The following is a 14,624-nucleotide window of genomic DNA, read 5'->3' as shown; positions in this document are numbered from 1 at the left end:
CTCCTTCTTCTGTTCTGACAGCAGCATCATGTTCAAGTAGCGGCTATCCTCCAGCCAGGCCTCGTGGGTTTCGACGCTCGGGGCACGGATCAGCCGCAGTCAGGCATCCGCATTGGGGAAGATGCGCATGACCCGGGTGGGCGCTTGATCTCCTCGTTGAGCCGCTCGAGCATATTCGTGCTCTTCGTGTGCTTGTGGTGGGCCCCAGGGGGGCCGGTAGAAGGTCGTCTTGCCGATGTTCGTCTCGACCCCATCGACCCGCTTCGGATACTTGCCCTACCATAGCATTGCGCAGGAAATGCACATCGCAGCGCATCATCAGGCCGCGGCGCCACCGCTTCCACCGCCAACAGCCTTGTCTTATGCTTCTTCTTCATGGTCATGGTTGCCCTCCTTTCAGGGTTCAAGGTCGATTTGGTCAACGAACCTTTACCATGACCACCCGCCCACTTCCGACTGCTGGCGATTTTGCACACAATTCGGCACACTACCCCGTCACCGAAGTCATGGAATATTGAGGAGGCCATCATGAAATCCTGGTTCGTTTTCCCTCTTCTCCTTGCCGCAACCCCTTTGCTTGCCGGCTGTCCCGCCAGCATGTCGGGCGCCGCCTATTCCCGGGAGCAGGCGCGTCAGGTGCAGGAAGTGCAGATGGGGGTCGTCGAAAGCGTGCGTGAAGTGGTGATCGAGGGCACCAAATCGGTGGTGGGTCCGGCCGCCGGCGCGGCGGTGGGCGGCATTGCCGGCAGCAACCTCGGCCAGGGCAAGGGCAGCACCGTGGGCGCCATTGTCGGCGCGGTGGCCGGCGGCGTCGTCGGCGGGGCCATCGAGGAGGGAGTTACCCGCACCAAGGGGCTGGAAATCACCGTCAAGCTGGACAATGGCCGCCTCATCGCCGTTACCCAGGCCGCCGATGAAACCTTCCGTCCCGGGGATCGCGTGCGCGTTCTCACCGGCGGCGGTGTGACCCGGGTCACTCACTGATTTTCATCGCTGGGAGTTTGCATGCGACACATCGAAAACCTGCTGGAATCCCTCATCTTCAATGCCCGCTGGCTGCTGGCACCCTTTTACCTGGGCCTGGTGATCGGCATCGGCCTCATCCTGGTGAAATTCGCCCAGGAATTCCTGCATGTGGTGCCCCACGTGTTCGAGATGAGCGAAAGCGACCTGATCCTCGCCGTGCTGACCCTGGTGGACATGTCCCTGGTGGCCAACCTGCTGCTCATCATTATCTTCAGCGGCTATGAAAACTTCGTCTCCAAGATCGACACCGCCGGCCACGAGGACAGACCGGAGTGGATGGGCAAGGTGGATTTCTCCGGCCTCAAGGTGAAGGTGATCGCCTCCATCGTCGCCATCTCCGCCATCGAACTTTTGAAGACCTTCGTCAACATCATGGCCCTCGTCGAGGCAGACCAGAATCCCGGCGGCGAATGGATGTGGACCAATGCCGACACCGCGATCGCGTGGAAAGTGGGCATTCACGCCATTCTGGTGCTGTCCGGCGTGTTGTTCGCCCTCATGGACCGCATCGCCGAAGGCGCCCATGAAATCAAGGGACGCAGCAAACACTGAACCGGCGCGTTGCGGCTGGTGCGGCAGCGATCCCCTCTACATCGCCTATCACGACCATGAATGGGGTGTACCCTCCCATGAAGAGGCCCACCTCTTCGAAATGCTGATCCTGGAAGGGCTGCAGGCGGGTCTTTCCTGGCTCACCATCCTGAAAAAACGCGCCGCCCTGCGGCAAGCCCTGGCCGGATTCGACCCGGAACGGCTTGCCCGCTTCACACCCCGGGACATTGACCGGCTGCTGACCGACCCCAGCATCGTGCGTAACCGCGCCAAGCTGGAGGCGGTGGTGAACAATGCCCGCGCCTTTCTCGACCTGCGGGAAAAGGAAGGCGATTTCCCGGCGTTCGTCTGGTCCTTCGTCGGTGGCCGACCGCGCCAGCATCACTTCACCACGCTGGCGGCCCTGCCCACGCAAAGTGCGGAATCCAGGGCCATGGCGCGGGCCCTTGCCGCCCGGGGTTTCCGCTTCTGCGGCCCCATCATCTGCTACGCCTACATGCAGGCGGTGGGGATGGTGAACGACCATCTCGTCACCTGCCCCCGCCATGGGGAAATCGCGGCCTTGAGCATTCAATAAAACCGTCATCGCCGCTTCACTTCCCTGTCACCCGCCGGCCTTAGCCTTCCTCCCGTCATTTTGGTGAGGACGAGGTTTCCCCATGCTGATCGAGTCGGCGGTTCCCAAACAGGAGTGCAAACCCTACCGTTTCACCGTTTCCCTCGCCCGGTCACCGGAGGAGGTGCGGGAAGCGCAGCGTCTGCGCTACAAGGTGTTCGCCGGGGAGATGGGCGCACGCCTGCCCCATGCCACGGCCGGCCTGGACCAGGATTTGTTCGATCCCTTCTGCCATCACCTCCTGGTGCGTGACAACCAGACCCTGGAGGTGGTGGGAACCTATCGGCTCCTCACGCCCCAGGGGGCACGGGATGCGGGCTGCTTCTATTCCCAGACCGAGTTCGACCTCACGCGGCTTGCCCATCTTTTCGAGCGGATGGTAGAAGTGGGACGCGCCGCGGTGCATCCCGACTACCGCAACGGCGCGGTGATCACCCTGTTGTGGGCGGGGCTCGCCCGCTTCATCGAAGAGCACGGTTTTGACTATCTGATCGGCTGCGCCAGCATCAGCATGGCAGACGGCGGCCATGCCGCGGCGAGCATCTTCCGCCGCATCGGCATGGAACACATGAGCCCCATCGAATGGCGCGTCTTCCCCCGCCACCGTCTGCCCCTGGAATCCCTGGACAACACCCTCAACGTCCCCCTGCCCCCCCTCATCAAGGGCTACATGCGGTTGGGCTGCTACGTGTGTGGGGAACCGGCGTGGGACCCCGATTTCAACACCGCCGATCTCATGCTGATTCTGCCGCGGGCGCTGATGAATCCCCGTTATCTGCGCCACTTCCTGCCCGATTGACCCACGCGTTGCGTCCCACCCGTGGGCGGCGGTAGCATCGCCTGCCATGGACGAGTTCGCTTTTTGCCCGCGGGTCGCGGCTCTTCCGGTTTCTTTCGGCAGGGCGGTGTGAAAGCCCGGGCCCTGCGTATTGCCCGGGTGGTGTGGCGTCTGCCCGCCGTGCTCTTTCACCTGCTGTGGGGGGTGGTGCTGGCGGCGCTGGTCTTTCCCTGGGTGGGCGCGGCCCGGCGTGGCGCCATCATCGAGGGATGGGCAGCAGGATTACTCAAGCGTCTCCGGGTGCGGCTCACGGTGAAGGGGAGCCTGCCAGGGCACGGGGGCGTGGTTTTCGTCGCCAACCACATCTCCTGGCTCGATGTCTGGCTTTTGGACAGCCAGCGGGCCTGCCGCTTCGTGGCCAAGGCAGAGGTCGCCCACTGGCCCCTCATCGGCTGGCTGGCGCGGCGGGCGGGCACCCTTTTCATCGCGCGGGAGCGTCGCCACCACACGGCCCTCCTCAACCGGGAGATCATCCTGGCCCTCGCCGACGGCGCCTGCGTCGCCCTTTTCCCCGAGGGCACCACCAGCGACGGACGCCGGCTGCGCCGCTTTTTCACCTCGCTGCTGCAGCCGGCGGCAGACACCGGCGTCCCCCTCATCCCGGTGGCGATCCGCTACCTCGATGCCGAAGGCCGCCCCGATCCCACGCCCGCCTATATCGATCAGATGACGCTGATGGAATCCCTGCTGCGCATTCTCACCGCGCCGGAAATCCGCGCCGAGATCATTTTCCTGCCCGCCATCGAGACCCGCGGCCGCAGCCGGCGGGAGATCGCCCGTGCCGCGGAGGCGGCTATCGCAGCGGCCTTGTCCCTGCCAATCCCTGACATGACACCTGAAAAAGGGCGCGATCCTCAAGCCGCATAGCGGACAGCGCCCCACCCCACAGGCAGCCGGTATCCAGGGCGCAGTAGTCGCTGTTGACATCCAGGCCGTGCGCCGACCAGTGGCCGAAAACGATGGGCGCGCCACGACTTTGCCGCTCCGGCACTTCATACCAGGGCAGGAAGCCCGCCGGTGGCTGCGACGGCGGGCCCTTGTGGGCGAATTCCATCACGCCTTCCCGTGTGCAGAAGCGCAGCCGGGTCATCGCATTGGTGATCACCCGCAGTCGCGCGATTCCCGTGAGATCATCGCGCCACTGCCGGGGCTCATTGCCATACATGTGGGCGAGGAAATGCCGGTAGTGGGGGCTGCGCAGCTCCGCCTCCACTTCGTGGGCAAGCTCTACCGCACGCAACACTGTCCACTGGGGCAGAAGCCCCGCGTGCACCATGAGCCAGCCGTGCTCGAAATGGATGAGGGGACGCTCACGCAACCATTGCAGGAGCTCGGCACGATCCGGCGCGGTGAGGACATCACCCAGGGTATCCTTGTGGTGCAGCGGCACGAAGCCCTCTGCCACGGCGAGCAGGTGCAGATCATGATTGCCCAGCACCGCCACCACGCGATCCCCGAGCGACTTCGCCCAGCGCAGCACCTCCAGCGACTGCGGCCCCCGGTTGACCAGGTCCCCCACCAGCCAAAGCCGGTCGTGGCGGGGATCGAAGGCGATCTTTTGCAAAAGCTGCGTGAGGGCGACGAAGCAACCCTGGATGTCGCCGATGACGTAGGTGGCCATGGCCATCCATTCTAACCTGCGAAATAAAGAAGCCCGCATGATACAATCGCGGCTTTCCCATCCTGCTGCCGATGATGCCTTCGATGCATGCCCTCAACGCGCCGCAGCGGGAGGCGGTGAAGTATCTCGACGGACCCCTGCTCGTCCTGGCCGGCGCGGGAAGTGGCAAGACGCGGGTCATCACCCATAAAATCGCCTATCTCATCGACCACTGCGGCTATGAACCCTCCACTGTCGCCGCAATCACCTTCACCAACAAGGCGGCGCGGGAAATGCAGGATCGGGTGGGGGCACTCCTCGGCGGGCGCAGCAGTCGTGGACTCACCGTCACCACCTTCCATTCCCTGGGACTCACCATCCTCCGCCAGGAGTCATCACGCATCGGCTACAAGCCACGCTTTTCCATCCTCGATGCCGCCGACAGCCTGCATGTGCTGGGGGAGGTGCTGACCACCGCCGACAAGGCGATGCTGAGGACGATCCAGCAACGCATTTCCCGCTGGAAGAATGCCCTCGTGAGCCCGCAGGCGGCCGCAAGCACCGGCGATGAGGCCGATGCGTTGGCGGCGCAAGTCTATGCGGCCTATCAGGAGCGGCTGCGCGCCTATCAGGCGGTGGATTTCGACGATCTCATCCGGCTGCCGGTGGAATTGCTGGAGGCGGACGCCGAGGCGCGGGAGAAATGGCAAAACCGCCTGCGCTATCTGCTGGTGGATGAATACCAGGACACCAACCTCTGCCAGTACCGTCTGCTCAAGCTGCTCACGGGAGCCCGCGCCGCCTTCACCGCGGTGGGCGACGACGACCAGGCCATCTACGCCTGGCGGGGCGCCAACGTGGAGAATCTGCGCCTGCTGCAGGTGGACTTTCCGCGCCTGAAGGTGATCAAGCTGGAGCAGAATTACCGCTCCATGATCCGCATCCTGCGCGCCGCCAACACCCTGATCGCCCACAACGACAAGCTTTTCGAGAAAAGACTATGGAGCGAGCTGGGGCTGGGTGAGCCCATCCAGGTCTTCGCCGCACGGGACGAGGAGGCGGAGGCGGAAAGTGTCATCATGCGCATCGAGGCCCATCGCCTGCAGCACCGCACCCGCTTCAGCGACTATGCCATCCTCTACCGCGGCAACCATCAGGCGCGGCCCTTCGAGGAGGCGCTGCGGGCGCGGGGCATTCCCTACCGGGTGTCCGGCGGGCAGTCCTTCTTCGACCGCACGGAGATCAAGGACATCACCGCCTGGCTGCGCCTCATCCACAATAGCGACGATGATCCCGCCTTCATCCGCGCCATCACCACCCCCCGCCGTGGGGTGGGGCCGCAGACCCTGGAAAAACTCTCGGATTACGCCGGGCGACGGCACCTGAGTCTGTTCGCCGCGGTGTTCGAGGCGGGCGTCGAAGCCCTGCTAAGCCCCCGCCAACTCGAACCCCTGCGCACCTTCTGCCACTTCATCAACGACCTGGAATACCGGGCCGTCCGTGAGCCCGCCGGGCAGGTGCTCGACACGCTGCTCGCCGCCATCGACTACCAGGCCTATCTGCGGGACACGGAAGAGCCCCGCGTGGCGGAAAACCGCTGGCGCAACGTGCAGGACTTCATCGGTTGGCTGACGCGCAAGGGGGAGGAGGAGGGAAAGACGCTCACCGAACTCGCCCATACTGTCGCCCTCATGAGCATGCTCGATGACCGCGAGGAGGAGGCGGACGCGGTGCGCCTGTCCACCCTGCATGCGGCCAAGGGGCTGGAGTTTCCCCATGTCTTCATCGTCGGCGTGGAGGAAGGCATCCTCCCCCACCGGGAAAGCGTGGAAAACGGGCAGGTGGAGGAGGAACGGCGGCTCCTTTACGTGGGCATCACCCGCGCCCGGCAGACCCTCACCCTGAGCCATTGCCTGACGCGGCGACGGGGGCGTGAGCGGGAGGCCTGCGAACCCTCCCGGTTTATTGCGGAACTGCCCGGGGACGATCTGAGAATCAGCGGCCGCGCAACCGACCCCGTCCGGTCCAGGGAGGAGGGGACGGCGCACCTTGCCCAGCTCAAGGCCATGCTGGGCAGGCGCTGTTGAAGCGAAAAGCGCGGCTTCCCCGCGCTTTTCCACCGTGATCCGGTCAGACCGGTTGGGGTTTCATTCCTTCGGCTTGAAATTCGCTCCGGCGGCGTTGGCCATGTAGGCCACAACACGCGCCATTTCGATGTCGGAAATGTCGGGATCACCCCCGCGCGGCGGCATGCTGCGGATGCCTTCGATGGCATGTTGGAGCAGGGTGTCGTAACCCTGGGCGATGCGCGGCGCCCAGTCGGCCTTGTTGCCGAATTTCGGCGCACCCAGCGCGCCGGCCTGATGGCAGCTTGTGCACACGGCCTGATAGACCTGCTCGCCCGTCCGCTCCACCCGCGGCGCGTTGGGGTCCACGGATTTCACTTCCGCCACCGGTTTGATCCGCTGCCGCACCGCCGCATCCGCCATTTCCGGGCTGTCCTTGTCGATATGCCCCGCCTGGATGGACAACACCAGTTGCACGATGAGAACGATGGCGATGACGGGCGCAGCGAAACCGCCGATCAGGGCGACGATGACCTGCCGGGCCGTGGTCTTGGGAATGCCTGTGCTTTGTTCGCTCATGATGGATGGGCCTTGCTCCGGTTACCGAAACGTTTGACGTAAAGCCGGGAATTATACGGGATCGGCCCTGCCCGGCCAAGCCACGGCTGCATGGGGCGGGCAAACACGCTATAATAGCGGCCGTGCGCCCGTAGCTCAGTTGGATAGAGTACAGCCCTCCGAAGGCTGGGGTCGGACGTTCGAGTCGTCTCGGGCGCGCCAGCTTCCTACCATGGTCTGAATCCCGCCCGCGGCATTCGTGCGCGGCAATCCCGCCACCTTCGCCAAGAGATCCCTCGGACAACGCGCCACCGCCTTCAACCATGACCCCACGTACCCTCGTCCAACGCCTTCCCGCCCAGCCCGTGGTGGAAGGCGCCGGCGTGCGCGTTCTGCGCACCATCGGCACGCCCGCCCTGCGCCATCTCGATCCTTTTCTCCTCCTCGATCACTTTGGCAGCGATGACCCGCAGGATTACCTGGCCGGCTTCCCGGAGCATCCCCATCGGGGTTTCGTCACTTTCACCCACATGTTGGACGGGCGCATGCTGCACCGCGACAGCCTGGGCAACGCCGGCGAGGTGCGGGCGGGGGGCGCACAGTGGATGAAGGCGGCAAGGGGAGTCATCCATGCCGAAATGCCCCAGGGCGAGGGGCTTCTGCGGGGCTTCCAGCTGTGGATCAATCTGCCGGCAGCGGAAAAGATGAGCGCGCCGGCCTATCAGGAATTCCCACCGCAGGCGATCCCCGAGATCAGGGGCAAGAACGTGACGGTGCGCCTCTTCATGGGCCAGTACCAGGGCCACACCGGCCCCATCGTCGATGAACTCACGGCGGTGAATTACCTGGATGTGCGCCTTGAGCGCGGCCGCTTCATCCACCCCCTGCCGGCGACGCATACGGCCTTCATCTATGGCTACGAGGGGTCGTTGCGTGTGGCGGGGAGTCTTCTGCCGCCCCACACCCTTGCCGTGTTGTCGCCGGGAGAGGAGGTGCAGGTGGAGGCGGAGGCCGCCCGTTTCATTCTCGTCGCCGGCCGACCCATCGGCGAGCCGGTGGTGCAATACGGGCCCTTCGTCATGACGAGCCGCGAGGAGATCGAACAGGCACTGCGGGACTTTCGCGCCGGCACCCTGGTGCGCGGCGGGACACAGTAGGCGCCGGTATCACAGCACGTAGCGGGCGAGGTCCTCGCTTTCGGCGAGGTCCTTCAACCGTGCGTCCACATAGGCGGCATCGATCACCACTTTGCTGCCGGCTTTACGGTCGGCGCTGAAGGAGATCTCCTCCAGCAGCCGTTCCATGACGGTGTGCAATCGCCGGGCCCCGATGTTCTCGGTGCGTTCGTTCACCTCGAAGGCGATCTCCGCCAGCCGCCGGATGCCATCGGCGGTGAATTCCAGCTCGACCCCCTCGGTGGCCAGCAGGGCCTGATACTGCTTGGTGAGGCAGGCATCGGTGCCAGTGAGAATCTGCTCGAAATCGTTCACGGAAAGGGAGGTGAGCTCCACCCGGATCGGCAGGCGCCCCTGCAATTCGGGAATGAGGTCGGAGGGCTTGGCCAGGTGGAAGGCGCCGGAGCCGATGAAGAGGATGTGATCGGTGCGCACCATGCCGTATTTGGTGGACACCGTGGTGCCCTCGATCAGGGGCAGCAGGTCCCGCTGCACGCCCTGGCGGGAGACATCCGCGCCTTGCACCTCGGAACGGCTGGCGATCTTGTCCATCTCGTCGATGAAGACGATGCCGTTCTGTTCCACCGCGGTCAGTGCCTGCTGGCGGATCTCCTCCTCATTGATGAGTTTCAGCGCCTCCTCCTCGGTCAGCCGGCGCAGGGCATCGCGTACCCGCATCTTCTTCACCTTGCGGCGCAGGCCGCCCAGGTTCTGGAACAGGCCCTGAAGTTGGCTGGTGAGTTCCTCCATGCCCGGCGGCGCGAAGATTTCCATCTGCGGCAGCGGCGCGGTCACCTCGACCTCGATCTCGCGGTCATCGAGCCGTCCCTCGCGCAGCATCTTGCGGAATTTCTGGCGGGTGGCGGACGCCTCCTCGCCAGGCTCCGCCTCGAAACCGAAGCGGCCGCCCCGTGGCGAAGGCAGCAGGGCATCGAGGATGCGCTCTTCGGCCATTTCCTCGGCGCGGAACTGCACCTTGCGCATCTCCTCCTCCCGCACCTGTTTGACGGCGATGTCCACCAGGTCGCGGATGATGGTATCCACGTCCCGCCCCACGTAACCCACCTCGGTGAACTTGGTGGCCTCCACCTTGATGAAGGGCGCATTGGCCAGACGGGCGAGACGCCGGGCGATTTCCGTCTTGCCCACCCCGGTGGGGCCGATCATCAGGATGTTCTTCGGCGTGATTTCCTGCCGCAACGGTTCCGGCACCTGCATGCGCCGCCAGCGGTTGCGCAGGGCGATGGCCACCGCCCGCTTGGCGGCCTGCTGGCCGACGATGTGTTTGTCAAGTTCGTGAACGATTTCCTGGGGTGTCATCTGCATGGCGGTCACCGCGCCCTTCTCAGCCGAGGGTTTCGATCACGTGATTCTGGTTGGTGTAGATGCACAGATCGGCGGCGATGGTGAGGGCCTTGCGCACGATCTCCTCCGGGGAGAGCTCGGTGTGATCCAAAAGCGCCCGCGCCGCCGCTTGGGCATAGGGGCCGCCGCTGCCGATCGCCACCAGGCCCTGTTCCGGCTCCAGCACGTCGCCATTGCCGGTGAGGATGAGGGAGGTGTCGCGGTCGGCCACCGCCAGCATGGCTTCCAGACGCCGCAGGATGCGGTCGGTGCGCCAGTCCTTGGCCAGCTCCACCGCCGAACGCAGCAGATGGCCCTGGTGTTTTTCCAGCTTCGCTTCGAAGCGCTCGAAAAGGGTGAAGGCGTCCGCGGTGCCGCCGGCGAAACCGGCCAGGATGCGGTCGTGGTAGAGGCGACGCACTTTGCGCGCCGAGGCCTTCACCACCACGTTGCCCAGGGTGACCTGACCGTCGCCGCCCATGGCCACCCGGTTGCCGCGACGGACGGAAAGAATCGTCGTGCCGTGAAACTGTTCCATTGCGCTGCCCCTCGTGCAGAAGTCCCACACCCGCGTCGGCGATCTGAAATCATCTCGCCTTGCGGCGCGCCAGCGTCGCGTAGTCGCGCACGCCCATCACTTCCAGCAGCGCGTGCACCATTTCGTTCTGGCCGGCCAGCGTCACCTTCTTGCCAGCCTGATGCAGCTTGATCAGGGTGCCGATCATGGAACCGACGGTCATGAAATCGATGCGCAAAAGGCCGCTCAGATCGACGGACACCTCGTTTCTGCCTTCCGCCCAGCGTTCGAGCTCCTTGAGCCGGTGCTCACTGCCGGCATCCAGCACCCCTTCCAGGGGGAACACCTCACCAGCCGATGCCAGCGCGGAACTGCCTTGGCTTCCTTCCACGGATGCTTCCGCAACCGCAGGCATGGGCTCCCAGGAGGGGGGTGAGACTTCGAAGGTCACCGCATAATCCACCGCTGCGTCCTCGAACTCCTGGGCGCGGTTCTGGAATTCGTAGAGCTCAAACAACAAGCGCCAGAAGGCGGGCTCCCGGCGTCCCGCGCCCTCGGTGAGCGCCTTCACCAGGGCGGTGAACTCGGCGCCCCCCACCAGTGTGAGCCGCCTGCCCGCCTTGCGGATCATCAGGAGCACCTCCGCGAGCAGCGCGGCACGGGAGGCATCGATGGCCTGCACCTGAGTGACGTCCAGGCGCAGCGGCGCTTCCCCTTCCGCCAGCTTGAGCAGCCGTTGCAGGCTGTCCTCCGCGTTGGCCTCGACACGACCCTTGAGGGTCACCGTCGGACCACCCATGGCCGGCCGGGCTGCCGTGGTGGGCGTGCGGGCGGCGATCCGCTGGGGTTCCCACACCGGCGCCGAACGCTCGAAACGGACGACGAACTCCATGGACAGCTCGTCGAACTGCTGCTTCATGCCCTGGACCTGGTAGAGGTCGAAGAGCAGAAGCCAGGGCTGGAGATCGCGGGAAGCGGCGTTTTCCCGGAGGAAGGTTTCCAGGGCAGCGATGGCCTCGCTCACCCGGTCATTGGCGTAGAGCACCGCGGCCTCCTCCACCGCAGAATAGGATTCGGCCGTGGGCGTGGAGGCAAGGAGCAGATCATCCCAGTCCGCTTCCTCTGCCTGCGCGGCGGGGGCCGCCGCCGGCGGCTGGGGGGACGGGGCGGGCTGTGCCCCCGATGGCACCACGGGACGCGGCGGCGTGATCGTGGACGGCTCGTCCTGCCGTTTGCCCCTGCGAAAAAAGGAAAAGACCACGCTACCCTACCGTTGGCAAATCAAGACTGACGGGAATCCGTCGCCGGTGTCGGCCATTTCACCCGGGGTGGGCCGCGCACACACCGCGGCCGCAGGAAGTCCAGCCCAGTCGGAGGAGATCCCGCGACGGGCAGGTCCGCCTCATCCGTCGTCCAAGACCCTCTGACGGAAAAATGCGACCACCCCGCCGGCATTTCAGAGCGTCCCATCATACGGCGAAAGCGGGAAGCCCGGCAACATGGGAGCAACGCCCGCCAACCACCGGAGGGCGTGCAGCAGGCGTAAAAAAAAGCGGCCGCAGCCGCTTTTTTTCGCCCATGGATGCACTCACTTGCGGGCGTATTTCTGCCGGAATTTCTCCACCCGGCCGGCGGTATCGACGATTTTCTGTTTGCCGGTGTAGAAGGGATGACACTGGGAACAGACCTCGATGTGCAGGTTCTTGCCCAGCGTGGAGCCGGTCTTGAAGGAATTGCCGCAGCTGCAGGTCACCGTGATCTCAGCGTAGGCGGGATGGATGTCGGGTTTCATCGCCAGTCCTTGCAATTTGGTAAGCCTCCCCAGCCGCCGGGGTGGGGAAAGGTGCAAATTATGAACCAAGAGCCCCTTTGGTGCAAGGCACCCTGTGCGGCGCGCCGCGCGCACCCGGCCCGATGGGGGCAGGACCCCGGCGCGGCCCGCCGGGAAAGAATTGAAGCGGCCGCGCCCGGGCAAGGAGGGGATCAATGCACCCTGTAACTGGCGGGGCACGTCATTATGCCCGCTTCCCCGCCGCCATGAGCAGGGCGCCCCAGGGCAAGCGATGCGGCAGCAGGACTTCCAGGACCCGGGCAAGCGGACCACCATCGGGCAGGAAGACGGCGCTCATCAGACTGAGATTCCAACCCGGCAGCCCGGCGAAGAAACGGCGCACTTCGCAGGCCGTGTGCCAGGTTGCGCCGCAATAGGCGCCGCGGCCGACTTTCTGAGAATAGAGAAGGCTTTTCCGGTTCAGCCAGCCGATGGCGAAGGAGCGTTTCGTCACGCGCAGGATTTCGGCCACCGCCTGCCGCTCATCCCGGACAAAGCACAGGGCGGCGATGGAGACCACATGGTCGAAACTGGCGTCGGCAAAGGGCAGCCGTTGGATATCGCCTTCCACCCAGCGTATGCCCGCCTGCGAGTGCGCGCGGGCATACGCCAGCCATTCCGCATTCCGATCCAGGCCGGTGACGGTAAACCCCTCCGCTGCAAAACGCCGCGTGAACCAGCCCGTGCCACAACCCACGTCGAGCAGCGTCTCGCCGGCGCCGCCAGCGAGCGCATATCGCGCCAGGCGGAACTCCGTCTCCCCGATCCAGCGGCCGCGGGAGGTGTCATACCAGGCGTCGTAGGCTTCGGGGGTCATTCACAAAGGGGGAACGTGCTCAGGCCGAAGCGGCTTTCACGCTGCCGGCCCTTCCCCCTTGGCCGGGTTGAGCCGGGGATGGGTCTCCTCGCTGAACACCTGCACGATCAGCCCGGAGACGAACATGGCGGCGGCGACGAACCAGAAGGTTGCCGTCAGGGTTCCGCTGCGGTGGGCGACCCAGGCCAGAAGGAGGGCGCCGATCCCATAGCCGAGGTCCCGCCAGAAACGATAAATACCGATGGCCGAACCCCGCCAGTTGGGGTGGGCGATGTCGGCCACCGCGGCCGAGAGATTGGGATAGAGCAGCGCCATGCCAAAGCCGGTGAGGGCAGCCGAAGCGAGCCAGAGGGCAAGCCGATCGTCCAGCAGCATCATGGCCACGCCGGCAGCGCACAGCCACATGCCCCAGACGATGGGGATTTGCCGGCCGATGCGGTCCGACAGCCTGCCGGTGAAGAACTGGGCGCCGCCCCAGACGAAGCCATAGACGCCCACCACCCAGCCAATCTGCGCCAGACTCAGGCCCCGCTGATAGAGATAGACCGGATACACCACCCAGATCAATGCATCGACGAACTTTTCCACCAGCCCGGCTTGACTCAAGGCCGCCATGCGCCTGTCACGCCAGCTCATCAAGGTGAACACTTCCGACGTCGTCGGCGTCTCCGAAATGTTGCGCGGATAGCGGGGGCACGGCCCGCCTGCCCTGCCTTGGGCATGGCGCGCGCTCTCGGCCTTTGCCCAAGGCAGGGTTTCCCTCACCCACAGCGCAGTGAGGACCAGGGCGACGTTGATGACCACCACACCAAAGACGAACAATCCATTGCGTGGTCCCCACGAGGCGGCGAGATAACCGGTCAGGATGCCGGCGACAGCCACCCCCACATAGCCGCCGAACTCGTTGAGTCCCACCGCCAGTCCCCGCTGGTCCGCCCGCGCCAGGTCGAGCTTGGCGGTCTGGGTCATGGACCAGGTAAAGCCCTGGTTGATGCCCAGCAGCACAGTCGCGGCAACGATCCAGTTCCAGGAGGGGGCATAAAGGATCATGAAGGGGATGGGAATGGCCGAAGCCCAACCCAGCAGCAAGACCGTCTTGCGCCCCATGCGCTCGGAAAGCCGGCCGGCGACGAAATTGAGCACCCCTTTGACGAAGCCGAAGGCGACGACGAAAGCCATCAGGAGGCCGAAGGAGCCCTTGGGCACCCCGAACTCGGATTCGGCCAGGGCCGGCACCACGGTGCGCATCATGCCCAAAGTCAGCCCCACCAGAAAGACCTGGAACACCTGGTGCAGAAACTGCGCCAGATTGTCGCGGATGCCATGCAGGTATTGCTGCTCGCCGGGAGTGAAAGTGGTGCTCACGGGGGTTTCCCCTGCTGGAAGATATTGTCCGGGAGGACGCCGAGGAGACGGCGTTTCAAAGGGGGAACGTTTCCCCCGCGCCCTCCACGCACGCGGTGGTCAAAGGATTCTGGTCAGGCCCCGATATTCGCCGCCACCATCCTGTCCATTTCCGCCGGCCGCGGCGGAATGTTGCCGGTGATGAAGCGGATGAACTCCTCCCGGTCAGTGATGGCAAGCGCGGGGTTGAAGCGCTTTTCGAAACCGCGGATTCAAGTTTGAAGTGCAATTTTGATTAACGGGTAGGTGGGTCAGAATGTGCGAGCATTTTGCCCCATCA

At 64.8% G+C, this 14,624-nt stretch carries 15 protein-coding genes and 1 tRNA gene; 8 read left to right on the top strand and 8 right to left on the bottom strand.

Going from position 1 to position 14,624, the window contains the following annotated elements; all coding sequences use genetic code 11:
- Positions 1-528: 528 nt before the first annotated feature.
- From K6T56_12255 to K6T56_12235, 5 genes are all read left to right on the top strand, one after another.
- Entirely contained in the window at positions 529-984 is a 456-nt protein-coding gene (locus K6T56_12255; GenBank protein ID MCL6557119.1) for a glycine zipper 2TM domain-containing protein, read from the top strand.
- 21 nt (positions 985-1,005) lie between these two features.
- The gene (locus K6T56_12250) at positions 1,006-1,578 is read left to right on the top strand and encodes a TIGR00645 family protein (protein MCL6557118.1); all 573 of its coding nucleotides are present in this window, start codon (positions 1,006-1,008) and stop codon (positions 1,576-1,578) included.
- Complete coding sequence (locus tag K6T56_12245; GenBank protein MCL6557117.1) at positions 1,550-2,155, top strand: DNA-3-methyladenine glycosylase I; 606 nt, start codon at positions 1,550-1,552, stop codon at positions 2,153-2,155. Before K6T56_12250 ends, K6T56_12245 begins: the two co-directional genes overlap by 29 nt.
- 82 nt (positions 2,156-2,237) lie before the next feature.
- The gene (locus tag K6T56_12240) at positions 2,238-2,993 is read left to right on the top strand and encodes a GNAT family N-acetyltransferase (protein ID MCL6557116.1); all 756 of its coding nucleotides are present in this window, start codon (positions 2,238-2,240) and stop codon (positions 2,991-2,993) included.
- Positions 2,994-3,101: 108 nt separating this feature from the next.
- On the top strand, positions 3,102-3,899 hold the full coding sequence (locus tag K6T56_12235; GenBank protein MCL6557115.1) for a 1-acyl-sn-glycerol-3-phosphate acyltransferase: 798 nt from the start codon (positions 3,102-3,104) through the stop codon (positions 3,897-3,899).
- Here K6T56_12235 and K6T56_12230 read toward each other — a convergent pair.
- Positions 3,826-4,653, bottom strand: a complete 828-nt coding sequence (locus K6T56_12230; protein ID MCL6557114.1) for a symmetrical bis(5'-nucleosyl)-tetraphosphatase — start codon at positions 4,651-4,653, stop codon at positions 3,826-3,828. The genes K6T56_12235 and K6T56_12230 overlap by 74 nt on opposite strands.
- Positions 4,654-4,727: 74 nt before the next feature.
- Here K6T56_12230 and K6T56_12225 point away from each other — a divergent pair, with 74 nt between their 5' ends.
- Positions 4,728-6,719: a UvrD-helicase domain-containing protein gene (locus K6T56_12225; protein ID MCL6557113.1), complete on the top strand. Its 1,992-nt coding sequence runs from the start codon at positions 4,728-4,730 to the stop codon at positions 6,717-6,719.
- 60 nt (positions 6,720-6,779) lie between these two features.
- Here K6T56_12225 and K6T56_12220 read toward each other — a convergent pair whose 3' ends face one another.
- Positions 6,780-7,277 (bottom strand): c-type cytochrome, encoded by a 498-nt coding sequence (locus K6T56_12220; protein ID MCL6557112.1) that lies wholly within the window; start codon positions 7,275-7,277, stop codon positions 6,780-6,782.
- 124 nt (positions 7,278-7,401) lie between these two features.
- On the opposite strand from K6T56_12220, the gene K6T56_12215 reads away from it, so the two are divergent.
- Both K6T56_12215 and K6T56_12210 read left to right on the top strand, forming a co-directional pair.
- A tRNA-Arg gene (locus tag K6T56_12215) sits at positions 7,402-7,478 on the top strand.
- 101 nt (positions 7,479-7,579) lie between these two features.
- On the top strand, positions 7,580-8,413 hold the full coding sequence (locus tag K6T56_12210) for a pirin family protein (GenBank protein MCL6557111.1): 834 nt from the start codon (positions 7,580-7,582) through the stop codon (positions 8,411-8,413).
- 9 nt (positions 8,414-8,422) lie between these two features.
- Here the strand turns inward: K6T56_12210 and hslU are convergent, their stop codons facing one another.
- From hslU to K6T56_12180, 6 genes are all read right to left on the bottom strand, one after another.
- The gene (hslU, locus tag K6T56_12205; protein ID MCL6557110.1) at positions 8,423-9,751 is read right to left on the bottom strand and encodes an ATP-dependent protease ATPase subunit HslU; all 1,329 of its coding nucleotides are present in this window, start codon (positions 9,749-9,751) and stop codon (positions 8,423-8,425) included.
- Between the two features lie 25 nt (positions 9,752-9,776).
- Positions 9,777-10,313: an ATP-dependent protease subunit HslV gene (gene hslV, locus K6T56_12200; protein MCL6557109.1), complete on the bottom strand. Its 537-nt coding sequence runs from the start codon at positions 10,311-10,313 to the stop codon at positions 9,777-9,779.
- A gap of 49 nt (positions 10,314-10,362) precedes the next feature.
- Positions 10,363-11,553, bottom strand: coding sequence for an STAS domain-containing protein (locus K6T56_12195; GenBank protein ID MCL6557108.1), 1,191 nt, complete (start codon positions 11,551-11,553; stop codon positions 10,363-10,365).
- Between the two features lie 327 nt (positions 11,554-11,880).
- Positions 11,881-12,084, bottom strand: coding sequence for a 50S ribosomal protein L31 (gene rpmE / locus K6T56_12190; protein ID MCL6557107.1), 204 nt, complete (start codon positions 12,082-12,084; stop codon positions 11,881-11,883).
- A 223-nt stretch (positions 12,085-12,307) separates the two neighbouring features.
- Entirely contained in the window at positions 12,308-12,940 is a 633-nt protein-coding gene (locus K6T56_12185; protein MCL6557106.1) for a class I SAM-dependent methyltransferase, read from the bottom strand.
- A gap of 36 nt (positions 12,941-12,976) precedes the next feature.
- On the bottom strand, positions 12,977-14,191 hold the full coding sequence (locus tag K6T56_12180; protein MCL6557105.1) for an MFS transporter: 1,215 nt from the start codon (positions 14,189-14,191) through the stop codon (positions 12,977-12,979).
- Positions 14,192-14,624 lie beyond the last annotated feature (433 nt).

It is taken from the genome of Burkholderiales bacterium (assembly GCA_023511995.1).
In the GTDB taxonomy this organism is placed as follows: Bacteria; Pseudomonadota; Gammaproteobacteria; order Burkholderiales; family Thiobacteraceae; genus Thiobacter.
The sequence above is the reverse complement of the archived record's forward strand: the minus strand, read 5'-3'. Positions and strand labels throughout refer to the sequence as shown.